The 18,152-nt window shown below is 56.9% G+C and carries 14 protein-coding genes; 8 read left to right on the top strand and 6 right to left on the bottom strand.

What is annotated here, in order from left to right; all coding sequences use genetic code 11:
- Nucleotides 1-138: 138 nt before the first annotated feature.
- Complete coding sequence (gene pgi, locus AC2AXP_RS12325; protein ID WP_198773859.1) at nucleotides 139-1,785, top strand: glucose-6-phosphate isomerase; 1,647 nt, start codon at nucleotides 139-141, stop codon at nucleotides 1,783-1,785.
- A gap of 86 nt (nucleotides 1,786-1,871) precedes the next feature.
- Here the strand turns inward: pgi and adhP are convergent, their stop codons facing one another.
- Complete coding sequence (gene adhP, locus AC2AXP_RS12320) at nucleotides 1,872-2,885, bottom strand: alcohol dehydrogenase AdhP (RefSeq protein ID WP_039991585.1); 1,014 nt, start codon at nucleotides 2,883-2,885, stop codon at nucleotides 1,872-1,874.
- A 157-nt stretch (nucleotides 2,886-3,042) separates the two neighbouring features.
- Nucleotides 3,043-4,476 (bottom strand): capsule assembly Wzi family protein, encoded by a 1,434-nt coding sequence (locus tag AC2AXP_RS12315; protein ID WP_004957837.1) that lies wholly within the window; start codon nucleotides 4,474-4,476, stop codon nucleotides 3,043-3,045.
- 215 nt (nucleotides 4,477-4,691) lie between these two features.
- On the opposite strand from AC2AXP_RS12315, the gene psiE reads away from it, so the two are divergent.
- Complete coding sequence (gene psiE / locus AC2AXP_RS12310; RefSeq protein ID WP_004957839.1) at nucleotides 4,692-5,099, top strand: phosphate-starvation-inducible protein PsiE; 408 nt, start codon at nucleotides 4,692-4,694, stop codon at nucleotides 5,097-5,099.
- A gap of 79 nt (nucleotides 5,100-5,178) precedes the next feature.
- Here the strand turns inward: psiE and malG are convergent, their stop codons facing one another.
- From malG to malE, 3 genes are all read right to left on the bottom strand, one after another.
- On the bottom strand, nucleotides 5,179-6,069 hold the full coding sequence (malG, locus tag AC2AXP_RS12305) for a maltose ABC transporter permease MalG (RefSeq protein ID WP_004957842.1): 891 nt from the start codon (nucleotides 6,067-6,069) through the stop codon (nucleotides 5,179-5,181).
- A gap of 9 nt (nucleotides 6,070-6,078) precedes the next feature.
- Nucleotides 6,079-7,656 (bottom strand): maltose ABC transporter permease MalF, encoded by a 1,578-nt coding sequence (malF, locus tag AC2AXP_RS12300; protein ID WP_198773860.1) that lies wholly within the window; start codon nucleotides 7,654-7,656, stop codon nucleotides 6,079-6,081.
- Between the two features lie 181 nt (nucleotides 7,657-7,837).
- A complete protein-coding gene (gene malE / locus AC2AXP_RS12295) occupies nucleotides 7,838-9,034 on the bottom strand; it encodes a maltose/maltodextrin ABC transporter substrate-binding protein MalE (protein ID WP_004957845.1) in 1,197 nt (398 codons plus the stop codon).
- A 352-nt stretch (nucleotides 9,035-9,386) separates the two neighbouring features.
- Between malE and AC2AXP_RS12290 the strand changes: the two genes are divergently transcribed.
- The 6 genes from AC2AXP_RS12290 (at nucleotide 9,387) to ubiA (ending at nucleotide 15,553) form a co-directional block, all read left to right on the top strand.
- Nucleotides 9,387-10,352 carry an alpha-amylase family glycosyl hydrolase gene (locus AC2AXP_RS12290; protein WP_004957847.1) on the top strand — a complete coding sequence of 322 codons (966 nt, stop codon included), beginning with the start codon at nucleotides 9,387-9,389 and terminating at the stop codon, nucleotides 10,350-10,352.
- Complete coding sequence (malK, locus tag AC2AXP_RS12285) at nucleotides 10,345-11,454, top strand: maltose/maltodextrin ABC transporter ATP-binding protein MalK (RefSeq protein ID WP_004957849.1); 1,110 nt, start codon at nucleotides 10,345-10,347, stop codon at nucleotides 11,452-11,454. The genes AC2AXP_RS12290 and malK overlap by 8 nt, the downstream gene beginning before the upstream one ends.
- Before the next feature lie 157 nt (nucleotides 11,455-11,611).
- Complete coding sequence (locus AC2AXP_RS12280; protein ID WP_039991589.1) at nucleotides 11,612-12,904, top strand: maltoporin; 1,293 nt, start codon at nucleotides 11,612-11,614, stop codon at nucleotides 12,902-12,904.
- A 99-nt stretch (nucleotides 12,905-13,003) separates the two neighbouring features.
- Nucleotides 13,004-13,894 carry a maltose operon protein MalM gene (gene malM / locus AC2AXP_RS12275; protein WP_484381705.1) on the top strand — a complete coding sequence of 297 codons (891 nt, stop codon included), beginning with the start codon at nucleotides 13,004-13,006 and terminating at the stop codon, nucleotides 13,892-13,894.
- Nucleotides 13,895-14,144: 250 nt separating this feature from the next.
- A complete protein-coding gene (gene ubiC, locus AC2AXP_RS12270; protein ID WP_004957855.1) occupies nucleotides 14,145-14,669 on the top strand; it encodes a chorismate lyase in 525 nt (174 codons plus the stop codon).
- A 17-nt stretch (nucleotides 14,670-14,686) separates the two neighbouring features.
- Nucleotides 14,687-15,553 carry a 4-hydroxybenzoate octaprenyltransferase gene (gene ubiA, locus AC2AXP_RS12265; RefSeq protein ID WP_039991590.1) on the top strand — a complete coding sequence of 289 codons (867 nt, stop codon included), beginning with the start codon at nucleotides 14,687-14,689 and terminating at the stop codon, nucleotides 15,551-15,553.
- 71 nt (nucleotides 15,554-15,624) lie between these two features.
- Here ubiA and plsB read toward each other — a convergent pair whose 3' ends face one another.
- Nucleotides 15,625-18,090 carry a glycerol-3-phosphate 1-O-acyltransferase PlsB gene (gene plsB / locus AC2AXP_RS12260; protein WP_004957858.1) on the bottom strand — a complete coding sequence of 822 codons (2,466 nt, stop codon included), beginning with the start codon at nucleotides 18,088-18,090 and terminating at the stop codon, nucleotides 15,625-15,627.
- Nucleotides 18,091-18,152: the final 62 nt, after the last annotated feature.

Raw genomic sequence — 18,152 nt, 5'->3', positions numbered from 1 at the left:
TTGTTGTTAAAAAGTAAAAAGCGCGTGCGGCGTTTTGACAGTTAACGCCTATCGCAAGAAAAGAGATCGTAATCACAGTCGAACAGGCTACAATCGGGACATCACGTCACATTCATTCTCAAGCATAAGAGCGTTGCTATGAAAAATATCAATCCTAGTCAAACCGCTGCTTGGCAAGCCCTGCAGCAACATTTTGAACAAATGAAAGACGTACAGATCGCCGATCTGTTTGCGCAGGATAGCGAGCGTTTCTCCACGTTTTCCGCCACCTTTGACGATCAGATGCTGGTGGACTATTCCAAAAACCGCATCACCGCGGAAACGCTGGAAAAACTGCAGGCACTGGCGAAGGAAACGGATTTGCAAAGCGCCATCAAATCCATGTTCGCCGGCGAGAAGATTAACCGCACCGAAGACCGAGCGGTGCTGCACGTTGCTCTGCGCAACCGCAGTAACACGCCGATCATCGTTGACGGTAAAGACGTGATGCCGGAGGTCAATGCGGTCCTGGCGAAGATGAAACAGTTCTGCGATCGGGTGATCGGCGGCGAGTGGAAAGGCTACACCGGCAAGGCGATTACCGACGTGGTGAATATCGGTATCGGCGGCTCCGATCTCGGCCCGTATATGGTGACCGAAGCGCTGCGCCCGTACAAGAACCACCTCAACATGCACTTTGTGTCCAACGTTGACGGCACGCACATCGCCGAAACGCTCAAACCGCTGAGCCCGGAAACCACGCTGTTCCTGGTGGCCTCCAAAACCTTCACTACCCAGGAAACCATGACCAATGCCCATAGCGCGCGTGATTGGTTCCTGACGTTCGCCGGCGACCAGAAGCACGTGGCCAAGCATTTCGCCGCGCTGTCTACCAACGGCCAGGCGGTGGCGGAATTCGGCATTGATACCACCAACATGTTCGAATTCTGGGACTGGGTCGGTGGTCGTTATTCCCTGTGGTCGGCGATCGGCCTGTCAATCGCGCTGTCGCTGGGCTTCGACAATTTCGAACAGCTGCTGAGCGGCGCCCATGCGATGGACAAGCACTTCGCAGAAACGCCGGCCGAGCAGAACCTGCCGGTACTGCTGGCGTTGATCGGTATCTGGTACAACAATTTCTTCGGTGCCGAAACCGAAGCGATTCTGCCGTATGACCAATACATGCACCGCTTTGCCGCGTATTTCCAGCAGGGCAATATGGAATCCAACGGCAAATATGTCGATCGCAACGGCAATCCGGTGGATTACCAGACCGGCCCGATTATCTGGGGCGAGCCGGGTACCAACGGCCAGCACGCGTTCTATCAGCTGATTCACCAGGGCACCAAACTGGTTCCTTGCGACTTTATTGCACCGGCCATCAGCCATAACCCGCTGAGCGACCATCATGCCAAGCTGCTGTCCAACTTCTTTGCGCAGACCGAAGCGCTGGCGTTTGGCAAATCGCTTGACGTGGTAGAAGAAGAGTTTGCTGCACAGGGCAAAAAGCCGGAACAGATCAAACACGTGGCGCCGTTCAAGGTGTTCGAAGGCAACCGCCCGACCAACTCGATCCTGCTGCGTGAAATCACCCCGTTCAGTCTGGGCAGTCTGATTGCGCTCTATGAGCACAAAATCTTCACCCAAGGCGCCATTTTGAACATTTTCACCTTCGACCAGTGGGGCGTGGAATTGGGCAAACAGCTGGCTAATCGCATTTTGCCAGAACTGGCAGGCGCAGAACCGGTTACCAGCCACGATAGTTCGACCAACGCGCTGATCAATCGCTTTAAAGCATGGCGTTAATCCAGGGGCTGGGGGCATAACCGTGCGCCCACACCGAAACAATAAAAAACCCGCAGCGCGGGTTTTTTTATTGCCGTCGATCGGCTTCAGCGTGATGTGAAATCAATCACCATGCGGCCTTTGATTTTGCCGTGCTCCATTTCATGGAAGATATCATTGATGTCTTCTACCGGGCGCTTGGTTACCGCCGGTACCACTTTGCCCTCGGCGGCGAACTGGAAGGCTTCCTTCAGATCTTCACGCGTGCCGACCAGCGAGCCGACAACCTGAATGCCGTCCAGCACCAGCCGTGGGATATTCAGACTCATGGATTCCGGTGGCAGGCCAACGGCCACGATGCGGCCACCGGCGCGCATGGCGTCCACCGCGGAGTTAAACGCGACTTTGGCGACGGCGGTCACCACCGCGGCGTGTGCGCCGGCCATTTCGGTCTGAATAATCTTCGCCGCGTCCTCTTTCGATGAGTTGATCACCCGATCGGCACCCATTTCGCTGGCAAATTTCAGCTGTTCATCATTGACGTCGATGGCGATCACTTTGGCGTTAAACACGTTTTTAGCATATTGCAGCGCCAGATTGCCCAGCCCGCCCAGGCCGTAAATGGCGATCCACTGTCCAGGCGCCACGCCAGACACTTTCACTGCCTTATAGGTAGTGACGCCGGCGCAGGTAATGCTGCTGGCCGCCGCCGAATCGAGGCCATCCGGCACTTTCACCGCATAGTCAGCTACCACTATGCACTCTTCCGCCATGCCGCCGTCGACGGTGTAACCGGCATTTTTCACCTCGCGACACAGGGTTTCGTTGCCGGAGTTACAATATTCGCAGTGCCCGCAGCCCTGATAAAACCAGGCGACGCTGGCACGATCGCCGACCCGCAACGAGCTGACGCCCGGACCGACAGACTTGACGATACCAATGCCTTCATGCCCCAGAATAACCCCGGTTTTATCGCCGAAATCACCGTTTTTGACATGCAGATCGGTATGGCATACCCCGCAGCATTCCATACTGAGCAAGGCTTCGCCGTGTTGCAGCGGGCGGAGCTTTTTGTCGACGATAGCGATCGAATGATCCTGATTGACAACGGCTGCTTTCATCTTGTTCTGTCCCTCTTGATAACAAAATTAAAAGATAGCGTAGAATCGGGCAGGCGGTGGGGCATTGCGGCGAGATAGGGCAGATATTCGACGGCAAGGCACAAAAAAGCCAGTCGACATGTCATCCGACTGGCTGTATGCGTGCCCGCGTTAACCGTTACAGGTTGATTGGCACTTCAAGGCTGATGCCCGCGCCAACGTCGTCGGCGGTGCTGTGGTTATTATCGGTATACCACAGGCTGGTGTCGAACTTGACCTGAGAATCGAAGTTGTAGCCCCAACCCAGTTGGATGCCTTTGAGGGTATCAGAGCGTGGGAAGGCCTGGTTGATGCTCTGGTTGTTCGGGTTGACCTTGGCGTAGACCAGTCGGGTGCTCCAGCGTTGGCCATCATCCAGTACCATTTCTACCCGGCCGGACAGCATCTGACCGTCGCCGCCCATGGCGTGACCCAGCGGATAACCCTGCTGGTAGTAACCGCCGCGGTAAATGTAGTGGTTATACATCACGTTGTTGGCGTTGCCGTTCGAACGGGTATCACTGCCTTCGATATGCCAGTTGATGGTGGTAGGGCCCCACTCTGGGTGGCCTTCCAGACCCAACAGATAGGCATTGTGCGAGGGCAGCATGCCGGCTTCATCTTCGCCGGTGATCTGGCCATAGAAGCTGACAGGCAGGCCAACCAGCGGTTGCAGCTTCAGCTTGAAGTCAAAGCCACCCAACTGGTTGCCTGGATCGTTTTTCGGGTCGCCGGTATTGTCGTTGCCGGCAACTGCATCCCAGAATGAGCTCCAGCTTTGCGGACGGCCGTCGCCACCCCACATCATGATGCGCGATGCACCCAGTTCGAGGAAGTCGGTCGGCATCATGGTGAAGCGGCCGCCAATCAGTTTGGTGTCCGGCACCGCGCTGTATTGCGACAGCTGGCCGGCGGTCAGCTGGTACTGCCAGCGGCCAATCCACGACAGCCACGGCGTTTCAAACGGTGATTGATCGGCTCGCTGCATCATAAAGCCGGTTACCGGGCGGGCCGCGTCGGAACGAATCAGGCTGCCGTCATAACCCGGACCCCACCATTGCGATACTTCGCCAAAGGAGAGCCACTGGTTCCATACCTTGATCGCGCCGTAGGAGCCTTGCAGGTTGAATTTGGAGCTGTCGCCCACGCGCTGATCGCCTTCGACCGAGCCTTGCAGACGGACATCCCAGTAGTCGCCGCTGCCGCCGACGCCAACGGTCAGACGATCGTCGGCATATTCGTTTTGGCCAAAGCCCTGCGGGGTGCCGGGCTTGTCGGTCGAGGCATAGCCGGTGATACGAATGTTGGATTTCAGTTCACCTACGCGACGCTGAACGCGTTCAATCACGTTTTTCTCGGTGTTGGTGACCGGCTTGGCCTGCGAAATCACCGAGCTGATCTCTTCTTGACTCAGTGGCCAGGTCGACAGGCTGACGTTAATTACGCCGCGATCGGATAACCAGGCAAGGTCGTTACGCAGGTCGTTATCAGGGGTAACCAGGCCGCTGGCATGGCCGGTTAACGCACAGGAAAACAGGCCAGCAGCGACCAATCCATTGAGTTTAGCGCGCATAGGAAGGATTCCTTTGAAGTTTGTGTTTTATGTAAATAATTTACGCACAATGATAGTTTGAATTGCTAATTGCAACAAACATACCACCGAGCATAATCATAACCTAAGTGTTATGCGATGCTTTATAAGGAATTTCCGATAATTGGACGGTAATTGTTCATTACTCCAATCGGATAGAAATAACGTATTTTTTTGAAAAACAAGGGAATTATAACATGGCAAAGACATCGCGTTCGATAACTATCGCCAAAGGATTGCAACGGGTGCTCAACGTCGGTTTATTGCTGTTGGCGGCGATCCTGGTGGTGTTCTTGGTGAAAGAAACCATTCACCTGGCAAAAGTATTGTTTATCAATAGTGAGGAGTCCTCTTCGTACCTGCTGATCGAAGGGATTGTGATCTACTTTTTGTATTTTGAGTTTATCGCCTTGATCGTGAAGTACTTTGAATCGGGTTACCACTTCCCGCTACGTTATTTCATTTATATCGGCATCACGGCCATCATTCGTCTGATCATAGTGGATCATAAAAACCCATTCGATACGCTGATTTATTCAGGGGCGATATTGTTATTAGTGGTGACGCTGTTCCTGGCCAATAGCGATCGGCTGAAACGCGAATAGCAGAGATAAAAAAGGCGGCCCAGCGGGCCGCCGAAGACACAGGCTTAGAAATACATCAAGCATATCGCAGTGGCATAAATTACCCTTTGACCCCGCCGGCGGTCAGGCCGCCCACCAACCAGCGCTGTGCCAGCAGGAAGACGGCGGTGATTGGGATTGCCGACAGCACCGCTGCGGCGGCAAAGTCCCCCCACAAATAGTTCTGCGGGTTAAGATACTGTTGCATGCCGACCGCCAGCGTGTAGCTGTTGACGTCGCGCAGCAGCAATGACGCCACCGGCACTTCGGTGATGGCGGCGATAAACGACAGAATGAACACCACCGCCAGAATCGGCACCGACAGCGGCAACAGCACCAGGCGGAACGCCTGCCACGGGCTGGCGCCGTCCAGCGCGGCGGCCTCCTCCAGCGAGTTGTCGATGGTTTCGAAATAACCCTTGATGGTCCAGACGTGCAGCGCGATGCCGCCCATATAGGCGAAGATCACCCCGCCGTGGGTATTGAGACCAATGAACGGCAGATATTGCCCCAGCCGATCGAACAGCGCGTACAGCGCTACCAGCGACAGCACCGCCGGGAACATCTGGAAAATCAGCATGCTTTTCAGCAGGGTGCTTTTGCCGCGAAAACGCATGCGCGCGAAGGCATAGGCACAGGTAGTGGACAGCGTGACAATGCCGATGGCGGTAATCACCGCCACTTTAATCGAGTTCCACAGCCACAGCAGCACCGGGAACGGCGGCGGCGTCACGCTGCCGTCAGCGTGGGTGACGCTGAGGCCGAGCGCCAGCCGCCAGTGTTCGAACGAGATCTCCTCGGGGATCAGGCTGCCGGTGGCAAAGTTGCCGGAGCGCAGCGAGATGGCGATCACCATCAGCAGCGGGAACATGATCAGTGCGATAAAGCACAGCATCAGTAGGTGAGTCAGCAACAGGCGTATGCGTTGAGACTTGGGTTGAACCATCGCCATTTTTTTCTCCTAGTCGAAGTTCATCTTGCTGGCTTTCAGATTCAAAATCGCCAACGCGCCGACCAACAGGAAGATCAGCGTGGCGATCGCCGCCGCCAGGCCGAAGTCTTGGCCGCCGCCGCCCTCAAAGGCGATGCGATAGGTATAACTGACCAGCAGGTCGGTGTAGCCGGCCGGGGTGGTGGTGCCAATCATGTCCGGTCCGCCATTGGTCAACAGCTGGATCAGTACGAAGTTGTTAAAGTTAAAGGCAAAACTGGCGATCATCAACGGTGTCAGCGGCTTGATCAGCAACGGTAAGGTGATACGGAAGAAATTCTGCAACGGGCTGGCGCCGTCCATCGCCGACGCTTCATACAGGTCGTCCGGAATGGCTTTCAGCAGGCCCATGCACAGGATCATCATGTATGGGTAGCCCAGCCAGGTATTGACGATGATAATCATACTCTTGGCGGTGAGCGGATCGCTGAACCAGGCCGGTTTGATGCCAAACAGCGCGCTGAGCATCAGGTTGATTTCGCCGAAGCTCTGGTTGAACAGCCCCTTGAAAATCAGGATCGATATGAACGACGGCACCGCGTACGGCAGGATCAGCAACACGCGGTAAACCGCTTTGCCTTTCAGCGCTTCCCACTGCACCACACAGGCCAGCACCATGCCGACGGCAACGGTCAGGAAAACCGTCAACACCGAAAACACGATGGTCCAGACAAAAATCGAGATAAACGGTTTTTTGATACCTTCATCCTGCAATACGCGCAGGAAATTCTTCCAGCCGGTGGTAACGGTATAGCCCGGGCTGAGGGTTTCCTTTGCCCAACTGCCGTCGGCGTTCACCGCCTGGTAAAAACCGATCTCCTGATTTGGCCGATACTGCACCTGGGTTTGGTTGTTGGTCAGCGTTTTACCGTCGTCGGCGACGTGATACAGCGGGCTGGTGCCGGCAAACTGGCGCAGTGAGCTCATGCGCAGTTCACCGCCGTCCGGCAGCTGCGCTACCAGGTGGCTCAGGGCCTGACGATGTTGGGTAATGACGCGCAGCGTGGCGCGTTCGGTGGTGGGCTCGCCGGCGGCCGCGGTTAATTTCACCGGTTCCGCCATATTGGCGTCAAGGCTGAACGGCTCTGACATCAGCCGTTCACCGCTGTCCGGATGAGTCAATTGCAACTGCCATTGCTGGTTGGCTGCGGCATACAGACTGAAGGTAAAGGTCTTGCCGGTCTGGAACTGGCGTTGCATCAATACCGACTGGGCACGTTCAAACGTCAGCTGATTGGTACTGCTGTAGTTGGTGAAGGCGATGGCAATGGTGCAAATCAGCGGGAACAGCACAAACAGCCCCATACCCGCAACGCCCGGATATACGTAGCGCCAGGCATAGGCGCGACGGTTGGCGAAGACGTACAGCCCGGCGCTGATCAGGATCAGCGTCATAATGGCGAACAGATATTCACCCTGTGCATACATCAACACAATCAGATAGCAGGTCATCAGGCTGAGCAGGCCGATACACAGCCATTTCACTACCTCACTCTGCCACCACTTCGATTTTTTTCGCGCAGGCGAACCGGCGTGAGCTAATTGCATAGGGCGTTCCTTTCTCTGCAGCAACGGCGGGGCGCTCGTCCCCTTCATTCTTGACGCTACACCTTGGTTGGCTGTGTCCGCTTACCCCGGTCAGATAGCTCGCTATGCTGCCGGGGATAGGCGTACTTGTCGTCGCGGTGTAACGCCAATTAGTTGGGGAGGTTAATCCCGCACAACGACATTACTTGGTGATGCGGGTTTGCGCATCGTCCAGCGCGGCCTTAACCGTTTGACGACCGCTGACGGCGTTAATCACCGCGCTGCGCATCGCATACCAGAAGGCGCTCATTTGCGGGATATTCGGCATGATTTCGCCATTCTGCGAGTTCTGCATGGTGGCGGCTATCTTCGGATCCTTTTCCAACTGCGCCTGGAACGACTTCAGCGCCACGGCGCCCAGCGGTTTATCCTTGTTGACGTCAGCCAGACCCTGATCGGTTAACAGGTAGTTTTCCAGAAACTCGGTCGCCAGTTCCTTGTTCGGACTGGCAGCATTGATGCCGGCAGTCAGCACGCCAACGAAGGCTTTGGACGGCTTGCCATTGAAGCTGGGCAGCAGTGCTACGCCGTAGTTGATGTTGCTCTTGTCGATATTGGTCCACGCCCACGGGCCGTTGATGGTCATCGCCGTCTGGCCCTTGTTGAATGCGGCTTCGGCAATGGAGTAGTCGGTATCGGCATTGATGTGCTTGTTTTTCACCAGGTCGACGATAAATTGCAGACCGGCTTGCGAACCGGTGTTGGCCACGCCGACGTTCTTGACGTCATATTTGCCGTTTTCCATCTTGAAGGCATAACCGCCGTCGGCGGCAATAATTGGCCAGGTAAAGTACGGTTCCTGCAGGTTCCACATGATGGCGCTCTTACCCTGGGCGCGTAGCGTTTTGTCCAGCGCCGGGATCTCTTCCCAGGTTTTTGGCGCTTCCTTGATCAGATCCTTGTTGTAAATCAGCGACAGCGCTTCCACCGCCACCGGGTAGCCAATCAGCTTGCCGTCGTAGCGTACTGCGTCCCAGGTGAAGGGATAGATTTTGTCCTGGAAGGCCTTGGACGGATGGATTTCTGCCAGCAGACCGGACTGCGCGTAACCGCCAAAACGATCGTGCGCCCAGAAGATGATATCCGGGCCGTCACCGGTGGCGGCGACCTGCGGGTACTTTTCTTCCAGCTTGTCCGGATGCTCAATGGTGACCTTGATGCCGGTGTCTTTTTCAAATTTTTTGCCGACTTCAGCCAGGCCGTTATAGCCTTTATCGCCGTTGATCCAGATAACCAGTTTGCCTTCTTCGATCTTGGCGAACGCCGACGAAGAAAGCACCAGCGTCGTCAATGCTGACAGCGCCAGAGTGCGAGCGGTGGTGGTAATTCTGCGAGTCATAGTCCAATCCTTCTGTGGGCACTGCGGTAAGGAGAGTGATTTCGTTGCTTATAGTGGGTGGCAAAGCGACATGGATTCATCCTCCCCCCGTCTACGCCCCATCGCCAGGTAGTGTGATCCAGCTAACATTACGCCCTATTCTGTGGGGTTAGACACAAAAAATGCCGACGATTTTTGCCAGATAGATCACAGATTTGTCTTAGGTGTCGAACCTGTGACCATCCGGGTCGTTCTCTCATCCTCCCGTCTCCTCCCCCATGAAAAACCCGCTTACGGATGATTACCGTTTCCTGTGGTTCGCGCACTATCGGCAGCATCACTTTTATCCCCGTTGCAGCAGGAAATCGTACCTATGTCGTTAATGCATAGCGCCACTCACCCGACGTTGTACCGGATTCATCCGGTGAGTTTCCGTGATGGCAACGGCGACGGCGTCGGTGACGTTGAGGGACTGCTGAGTACGTTGCCGTATTTTGACGCGCTGTCGGTGGATGGCCTGGTGGTACCGCAAGTGTGGCTGGCGGATGCCAGTGGCGCAGCGGCGGCGCGAGGCTTGACCCTGTGGCACGGCGATGACACGGGCCATCTGTATCAGGACGACCAGCCATATGCCAGCAGCCCGCTGGCGCAGCAGGTGGTGCCGTTTAGTGCGGAAAAACTGGTTGAGGTGCTTAATGCCCGTCGCCATCGACTGGCGGACAGCGTATGGAGCACCGGCGATGCCAATCAGCCGCGAGTGGTCAGCCACTGGGGGCAGGGAGATTTACGTTCCGCCGACGCCTTTCTGACACTGTTGGCGCTGCTGCCAGCCCCGATTTGCCTGTATCAGGGCGAAGAACTGGGTTTGCCACACGCCGCCGATCTGCACGATCCGCTGGGGGCACAAACGCCGATGCCGTGGCATGAAGCGCCGGAACAGGTTACCGCGGGGGAGATTCACTGGTATCAGCAGGTGGCTATTGAGCATCGAGCCCTGGCGATCAGCCGCCAGCAGCACGATGGCCAATCCACGTTGCAGTATTGCCGCTCATTGCTGGCGCTGCGTCGGTTGCCGGTGATTCAACACGGCGAATTGCAGGCGGTCAGCCAGCAAAATGGCCTGGTTCGCTTACTTATTACCCATCAGGATCAATGCCTTGAAGCGCTGATTAATTTGCAGCCGTATACTCAGGCGGCCGCGCCGTCTGAGGCGACCATGCCATGGGCATGGCAGACGGCGCAGGGCCAAGAGGGTCATCAATGGGTTTTGGCGGGGTTTGCCTCCGCCATTTTCACTAGGAATGTTAACTGCGAAAGCAGGGGAGTAACGCATGGCTAGCGTCACACTGCGCAGCGTTTATAAGGCCTTTGGCGAGGCCGTGATATCCAGAGACGTCAACCTGACTATCGACGACGGGGAGTTTGTAGTGTTTGTCGGGCCGTCAGGCTGCGGAAAATCGACGCTGCTGCGCATGATCGCCGGGTTGGAGGACATTACGTCGGGCGATTTGTTTATCGGCGAAACCCGCATGAACGAGGTGCCGCCGTCCGAACGCGGTATCGGCATGGTATTCCAGTCCTACGCGCTGTATCCGCACTTATCGGTGGCGGACAACATGTCGTTTGGCCTCAAGCTGGCCGGCGCGAAAAAGGCGGACATCAAGGCGCGGGTAAATCAGGTTTCCGAAGTACTGCAACTGGCGCACTTGCTCGATCGGCGGCCGAAAGCGCTGTCCGGGGGGCAGCGTCAGCGGGTAGCGATTGGCCGTACGCTGGTGGCCGAGCCGGATGTGTTCCTGCTCGATGAGCCGCTTTCCAACCTTGATGCCGCGCTACGTGTACAGATGCGCATCGAAATATCCCGTCTGCACAAGCGCTTGCAGCGCACCATGATTTACGTCACCCACGATCAGGTGGAGGCGATGACGCTGGCCGACAAGATCGTGGTGCTCGACGCCGGGCGCGTTGCGCAGGTCGGCAAGCCGCTGGAGCTGTATCACTACCCGGCCAATCGCTTCGTCGCCGGTTTTATCGGTTCGCCGAAGATGAACTTCCTGCCGGTCAAGGTGACCGCGGCAGAGCCGCAGCAGGTGCAGATCGAGCTGCCGAACCGCCAACTGGTCTGGCTGCCGGTGGACGGCAGCGGGGTCGTGGCCGGCGCCAACATGTCGTTGGGCATTCGGCCGGAACATCTGCTGCCGAGCAACGCCTCGGAAGTGACGTTGGAAGGTGACGTACAGGTGGTGGAGCAACTCGGCAACGAGACGCAAATCCACATTCAAATCCCGGCAATCCGTCAGAACCTGGTTTACCGCCAGAACGACGTGGTGCTGGTAGAAGAAGGTGCCACATTCGCCATCGGCTTGCCGCCGCACCGTTGCCACCTGTTCCGCGAGGATGGAACGGCGTGTAAACGGCTGCATCAGGAGCTGGGCGTTTAAAGCACCACAACCCGGCGCCTTTCGCGCTGTGGCAGCGTTGGCTGCGAGATCTTCCTACGGTCGCCTGCTTGTGCGGCCGGCGGGGAATCCGCATCCCGGCGCTCATGCCGCCGTGTGAAATCCATTGGGTAACGGTCTGTATAACTGGAGAATAATGATGACTACTCTGCGCAAACTCCCTCTGGCACTGGCTGTCGCCGCTGGTGTTCTCTCTTCATCAGCGATGGCGGTGGATTTTCATGGCTATGCACGTTCCGGCATTGGCTGGACCGGCAGCGGCGGTGAGCAGCAATGCTTCCAGGCTACCGGCGCCGGCAGCAAATACCGTCTTGGCAACGAATGTGAAACCTACGCGGAATTAAAGCTGGGCCAGGAAGTCTGGAAAGATGGTGACAAGAGCTTCTACTTCGATACCAACCTGGCGTACTCGGTTTCACAGCGTTCCGACTGGGAAGACACCACGCCGGGGTTCCGTGAAGTGAATGTGCAGGGTAAAAACCTGATCGAATGGTTGCCTGGCTCCACGCTGTGGGCCGGTAAGCGCTTCTATCAGCGTCATGATGTCCACATGATCGACTTCTACTACTGGGATATCTCCGGCCCGGGCGCGGGTCTGGAAAACGTGGATCTCGGTTTCGGCAAATTGTCGATGGCGGTAACCCGTAACGGCGAATCCGGCGGCTCTTACGGTTATCTGTATAACGAATGGGACGAGCGCCCAACCGTCAATGACGTGTTTGACGTCCGTCTGGCCGGTCTGGAAACCAATCCGGGTGGTACGCTGGAGTTCGGCGTCGATTACGGTCGTGCCAACGTGCAGGACGGTTACCATCTGGCCGACGGTGCCTCCAAGGACGGTTGGATGTTCACCGCGGAACATACGCAAAGCATCCTCAACGGCTACAACAAATTTGTGCTGCAATACGCCTCTGACTCGATGACCTCACAGAATAATGGTCGTAACCAGGGCTCCAGCGTCGATAACAACGGCAATATGTTCCGCGTACTGGATCACGGCGCAATTGATTTCAATGATAAATGGGCGCTGATGTACGTGGCGATGTATCAGGACATCGACCGAGACAATGATAACGGCAGCACCTGGTACACCGTGGGCGTGCGACCAATGTACAAATGGACGCCGATCATGAGCACCTTGCTGGAAGCGGGTTATGACAACGTTAAGTCTCAGCGCACCGGCGATCGCAACGGTCAGTACAAAGTGACGCTGGCGCAGCAATGGCAGGCCGGCGACAGCATCTGGTCACGTCCGGCAATCCGCCTGTTCGCCACCTACGCCAAGTGGGATGAGAAGTGGGGTTACGCCAACAGCGATTCCGGTTCGGCATATACCACCGGCACCGCCTACAGCGACAGCAGCGCCCACACCTTCAGCCGTGGCAATGACGATGAAGTCACCTTCGGCGCACAGATGGAAATCTGGTGGTAATACCGGCACGGTGGGAAGACGCCTGCGCCTCTTCCCGTCACTGATTACCGGCAGCGTGGCGCTTGCCTGCCCGCTGCCGGCATGAATGGGGATATAACAATGAAAAAAAATCTGTTGTCACTCTGCCTGTCCGTGGCGCTGTCGATCGGTATGCCGCTGATGGCCAACGCCGCTACCCCGGCCAATGTCTCCGTGGCACCGGCGATTGGCGCCGCTACGTTGCAAAGCCTGCCCTGGCAACCGCTGGTACCGCCTGTCAGCCAGGATGTGAAGCTGGATAGCGTCAGCCCGCAAATCAATCAGGGCGATATTCAAGGGGCGGTGGCGGCCTATACGCTGCCGGCCGACCGTGGATCGCTGGAAATCACCCTGAGCAGCATTGCCAAAGACAATGCGCTTTATGCGCCGAGCGTGCTGGTGCTGGATGAGCATCAGCGACCGGCCGCCTATTACCCAAGCAGTTATTTCGCGTATCAGCCGCCGGGCGTGATGTCAGCCGATCGGTTGGAAGGCACCCTGAAACTGACGCCGGCGCTGGGTCAAAAGCAAATCTATCTGCTGGTGTATACCACCCGCCAGGATTTGAGCAAAACCACGCAACTGACCAACCCGGCGAAGGCGTATGCGCGCGGCGTGGGTAATGCGGTGCCGGATATTCCCGATCCTATTGCCCGTCACACCACCTCCGGTCAGTTGAAACTGAAAGTCACCGCCGAGCAGGGGACCGGCAACGTGATGATCGGCATGCTGCAATCTGCGCCGGCAGCGGCGCCGGTGGTGGTGGGCACCAACGCGCCTGCGGCCAATGCGGCTGCGAAACCGGCCGAGCCGATGCTGAATGATACCGAAAGTTACTTTAACAACGGTATTCGCCAGGCGGTGAAGGCGGGGGATATCGACAAGGCGCTAAAACTGATGAATGAAGCTGAAAAACTGGGTTCGTCCACCGCGCGTGAAACCTTTATCAGCAGCGTGAAAGGCAAGGGGTAGTACCCCACGCTGTCGATGCTGGCTCGATGACTGGTGCGCCTCGGCGCCCCTTTTTTCGTCGCTGCCGGTTGACCGTCACCGGCGCGGTTATACTGCGCCTTCCCATGCCCTGCATGTTGATAACCCGCCGTCCCCTCATTGAATCACCCTGCCGCTTTTGCTTTTCTGCGTTACAATGGTCTCCTGTTAACAGTTTGTATAGTCTGGCGCGCGCGGCCGGTTTCGCGCGCTGCTGATGTGGAGTAGATCAATGTCTGGCACTAGCGAATCCATCCTGCCTCCGCTGGAATGGCTCACCGCACCGCACTCTGAGGTTCCCGCCGCGGTTAATGATTGGTTAATGGAGCTGGGCTCGATGACCCGACGCTTCGAACGGCATTGCCAACGGGTGCATGTTGAACCGCAGCGCGAAGGCTTTATCAGCCGCGCCGAACTGGGTGACGAAGCGGAACACCTGCCGGAAAGCCCTCGTTATTGGCTGCGTGAAATCGTCCTGCTGGGCGACAACCAACCCTGGCTGTTGGGGCGCACGGTGATCCCACTGGAAACGCTGACCGGTCCCGATCAGGCGCTGGTCGATCTGGGCACCGTGCCGTTGGGGCGCTACTTGTTCAGTAGTGACGCGCTGACGCGTGATTATATTCATATCGGTCGGCAAGACGATTTGTGGGCGCGTCGCTCGCGGCTGCGTCTGGCGGGCAAACCGCTGCTGCTGACCGAGCTGTTTTTACCCGCATCGCCGATTTATACGGTGAACCGCGTCGATCCGGCGTGACGAGGAGAGCAGAGAACGTGGAAGGAAGCGTGAAGCAAAGTAAATGGCAGGCATACTGCCATCTGATGCGCATTGACAAGCCGATCGGTACCCTGCTGTTGCTGTGGCCGACGTTATGGGCGCTGTGGCTGGCGGGACAAGGTATTCCACCGGTATCCATTCTGCTGGTATTTGTATTGGGCGTGTTTCTGATGCGGGCGGCCGGCTGCGTGGTGAATGATTTTGCCGATCGAGATTTCGACGGTCATGTCAAACGTACCGCCAAACGGCCGTTACCGAGCGGCCGCGTCAGCGTAAAAGAGGCCAAAATCCTGTTCGTAACGCTGGTGCTGGTGTCCTTTGCCCTGGTGCTGACGCTGAACGCCATGACCATCTGGCTGTCGTTGGCGGCGCTGGCGCTGGCCTGGATTTATCCGTTTATGAAACGGGTCAGCAACCTGCCGCAGGTGGTGCTGGGCGCGGCGTTCGGCTGGGGGATCCCAATGGCCTTTGCGGCGGTCAGCGAAGCCTTGCCGCTGAGCTGCTGGCTGTTGCTGTTGGCGAATATCTGCTGGACGGTAGCGTACGATACGCTGTATGCGATGGTCGATCGTGACGACGACCTGAAAATCGGCATCAAGTCCACTGCCGTGCTGTTTGGCCGCCATGACAAGCTGATCGTCGGCCTGTTGCAGTTCGCCACGCTGTTACTGTTGCTGTCGGTCGGCTATCTGTCGCAGTTGGGTGGCGCGTTTTATTGGTCGCTGCTGCTGGCGGGGGCGCTGTTTATTCATCAGCAACGGCAGATCGCCACGCGCGATCGCGATGCCTGCTTCCGGGCGTTTTTGCATAACAACTACGTTGGGTTGGTGGTGTTTATCGGTATCGCGCTGAGCTATATCTGACGCGCTGACGCCATAAACGATGCAGATAAAAAAGGCACCCGCGTGGGTGCCTTCTTCGTGGTAACGACCGATTACTCGTCTTCTTTGGGCTCTTCCACCGCTGGCGGCAAGGCGTTTCCGTCCGCCGGCAGGCTGACGCTCTCAATGGTCAACTTGATTTCCGGCGTGATCAGATCGCTCAACATGCTGTAAACCTCCATGGTGTGCTCACGGATCGCATCGCCAATATCATTGATATAGCCTTCGGCGCGTAGCGTGGCCACCAGGGTGGAAAATACCGCCTTGTCGAAGAACTCCGGGGCGTTGATGCCGTGCAGTACCGACAGACGCTGCGCCATGATACGGCTCTCTTTCTCCAGCGCGCCACGGTTGATGCTCGGGTTGGCGCTCAGGATCGACAGCGTGATGGCGTAGCGTTGCAGCGTTTCACGCACGCCGGCTGCCAGCAATTGCAGCGGACGAATGCGTGCCGAGTTGAGCACCAGCTCCTCGCCCTGGTCGCAGATCAACCGCTGGCGAGCCAGTTCGTCGACCAACGTATTCAACACCGCCGGCAATTGGTCGGTATCGTAATGCAGGAACAGTTCAGCTTTCAGCATCGGATAAATCAGGCTGATTTGGCGTAACAGTTCGCTGCGCGAGACGCGGCGATGGTGCATCACGATAGAGGCGATCAGCGACGGCAATACCAGCAAATGATGGATATTGTTGCGGTAATAGGTCATCAACACCGCCTGCTCGCGTGGCAGAATGATGATATCGCCGATGTTGTCCTTCTCTACCTCGAACTTGTTCATGTTGAGCGCGTGATCCAGCAACGCCTCTGCCGACTGCTGCGGCACGGTGACATCACTGGCGTAAGGCACGTTGCGCATCAGCTGCAGGTAGCACTCCAGTTGCTCAATCAACTGCTCGCGTGTCAGCGAACGCTGGCGTGAAGCCAGCAGTGCAGTGGAGCACAGATTCATGGCGTTGGCGGCGGCGGCATTGTTGATACGTACCATGATCTTGCCAGCCAGATCGTTGACCGTTGGTGTCAGCCAGCTTGGACGCTGTGCTTCGATCGGGTCGATCGACTCCCGCCACTGCGGCACGTGCTGATTGAGGTACGAGGTCAACGGCAATGGATCGCCAAAGTTGACGTAACCCTGGCCGAGGTTGCGCAGTTTACGCAGACCGCGCAGCATCTGCAGCAGGCTTTCTTTTTCTTTGGTGGCACCACGTAGTTCTTTGGCGTAGGTACCGACTTCCATCACGTGTTCGTAACCGATGTAGATCGGCACCAGGGTAATCGGGCGGGTGCCGCCGCGCAGCATCGCCTGGATGGTCATCGACAGGGTGCCGGTTTTGGGTTCCAGCAGGCGTCCGGTACGCGAACGACCGCCTTCAACGAAGTATTCCACCGAGTAGCCGCGGGTGAACAGTTCGCCGAGGTACTCGCGAAACACCGTCGAGTAGAGCTTGTTGCCCTTGAAGGTGCGGCGAATAAAGAACGCGCCCAGACGGCGGAAGATCGGCCCGGCCGGCCAGAAGTTAAGATTGATACCGGCGGCAATGTGCGGCGGTACCAGCCCCTGGTGGTACAGCACGTAAGACAGCAGCAGGTAATCCATATGGCTGCGGTGGCATGGCACATAGACGATTTCATGCCCGTCCTGCGCCAGCTGGCGCACGCGTTCGGCGTTGGTGACGTTGAGGCCCTGATACAAGCGGTTCCAGGTCCAGCTCAGCACGCGATCCGACAGGCGCACCGTTTCGTAAGAGAAGTCTGCCGCGATCTCTTCCATCAGCGCAATGGCGTTCTGCTGGGCCTTCTCGTGCGAAATCTTTTTGTTGCGTGCTTCGTCTTCTACCGCTTTTTCAATCGCTTTGGACGCCAGCAGCTTGTTGAACAGATCCTGACGTGCAGGCAGGCTAGGCCCGACTGCCGCCAGACGCTGCCGTGAAAAGTGCATGCGCGCCACGCGCGCCAGCTTTTGCGCGATAATCTTGTCGGTACCGTGCTCGGTCGCCATGCGGCGCAGAGACACCGTATTGGAGAAACGCACAAAACTGTCACGTCCCAGCCACAGTACGGCAAAGAACTTCTGCACACCGTTCAGTAGACGCAGATGCGGCGTACCGTGGCTTTCGCGCCCCGGCGAACGGCCAAACATCACCGAAACCGGCAGCATCTGAATATCGAGATCCGGGTTATTGCGGTGCAGGTCGAGATAATCGTGGAACAGTTTTACCGACTCTTCTTTCGGCGTGTAGTAGCGGAATACGCGCGGGCCATCGTGGATAAACACGTAGCTCGGCAGTACGGCGCCGTCGATCTCCAACGGAGTGAGCGGATCGGGCAGATCCTGCGCCAGGCACTGGGTGCGCAGCGTCAGTAAATCCGCCTTGGAATTATAAGGTAAAACATACAAAATCGGCCGTGAGGGATCCAACCCTAACTCCGTGACCGGATCTGAAGGGATAACCTTACTTCTTACCAACAGTTTTAGTGGTAAATTCAATAATTTATAATAAATTTTACGCCAACCTGACATAACAACGTGAAGCCTCTTGTTAGCAATGCGCCGCAAGCATACCAGAAACCGGGTAGCAGATC

This window comes from Serratia sp. Sp408, assembly GCF_057180665.1.
The sequence above is the reverse complement of the archived record's forward strand: the minus strand, read 5'-3'. Positions and strand labels throughout refer to the sequence as shown.

What these genes read in the sequence shown, in the direction of transcription:
- malK (WP_004957849.1), top strand. Translation starts at nt 10,345, where the DNA reads ATGGCTAGCGTCACACTGCGCAGCGTTTATAAGGCCTTTGGCGAGGCC.
- AC2AXP_RS12315 (WP_004957837.1), bottom strand. Translation starts at nt 4,476, where the DNA reads ATGCGCGCTAAACTCAATGGATTGGTCGCTGCTGGCCTGTTTTCCTGT.
- AC2AXP_RS12290 (WP_004957847.1), top strand. Translation starts at nt 9,387, where the DNA reads ATGTCGTTAATGCATAGCGCCACTCACCCGACGTTGTACCGGATTCAT.
- pgi (WP_198773859.1), top strand. Translation starts at nt 139, where the DNA reads ATGAAAAATATCAATCCTAGTCAAACCGCTGCTTGGCAAGCCCTGCAG.
- malF (WP_198773860.1), bottom strand. Translation starts at nt 7,656, where the DNA reads ATGCAATTAGCTCACGCCGGTTCGCCTGCGCGAAAAAAATCGAAGTGG.
- malE (WP_004957845.1), bottom strand. Translation starts at nt 9,034, where the DNA reads ATGACTCGCAGAATTACCACCACCGCTCGCACTCTGGCGCTGTCAGCA.
- plsB (WP_004957858.1), bottom strand. Translation starts at nt 18,090, where the DNA reads ATGTCAGGTTGGCGTAAAATTTATTATAAATTATTGAATTTACCACTA.
- malG (WP_004957842.1), bottom strand. Translation starts at nt 6,069, where the DNA reads ATGGCGATGGTTCAACCCAAGTCTCAACGCATACGCCTGTTGCTGACT.
- malM (WP_484381705.1), top strand. Translation starts at nt 13,004, where the DNA reads ATGAAAAAAAATCTGTTGTCACTCTGCCTGTCCGTGGCGCTGTCGATC.
- ubiC (WP_004957855.1), top strand. Translation starts at nt 14,145, where the DNA reads ATGTCTGGCACTAGCGAATCCATCCTGCCTCCGCTGGAATGGCTCACC.
- psiE (WP_004957839.1), top strand. Translation starts at nt 4,692, where the DNA reads ATGGCAAAGACATCGCGTTCGATAACTATCGCCAAAGGATTGCAACGG.
- AC2AXP_RS12280 (WP_039991589.1), top strand. Translation starts at nt 11,612, where the DNA reads ATGACTACTCTGCGCAAACTCCCTCTGGCACTGGCTGTCGCCGCTGGT.
- adhP (WP_039991585.1), bottom strand. Translation starts at nt 2,885, where the DNA reads ATGAAAGCAGCCGTTGTCAATCAGGATCATTCGATCGCTATCGTCGAC.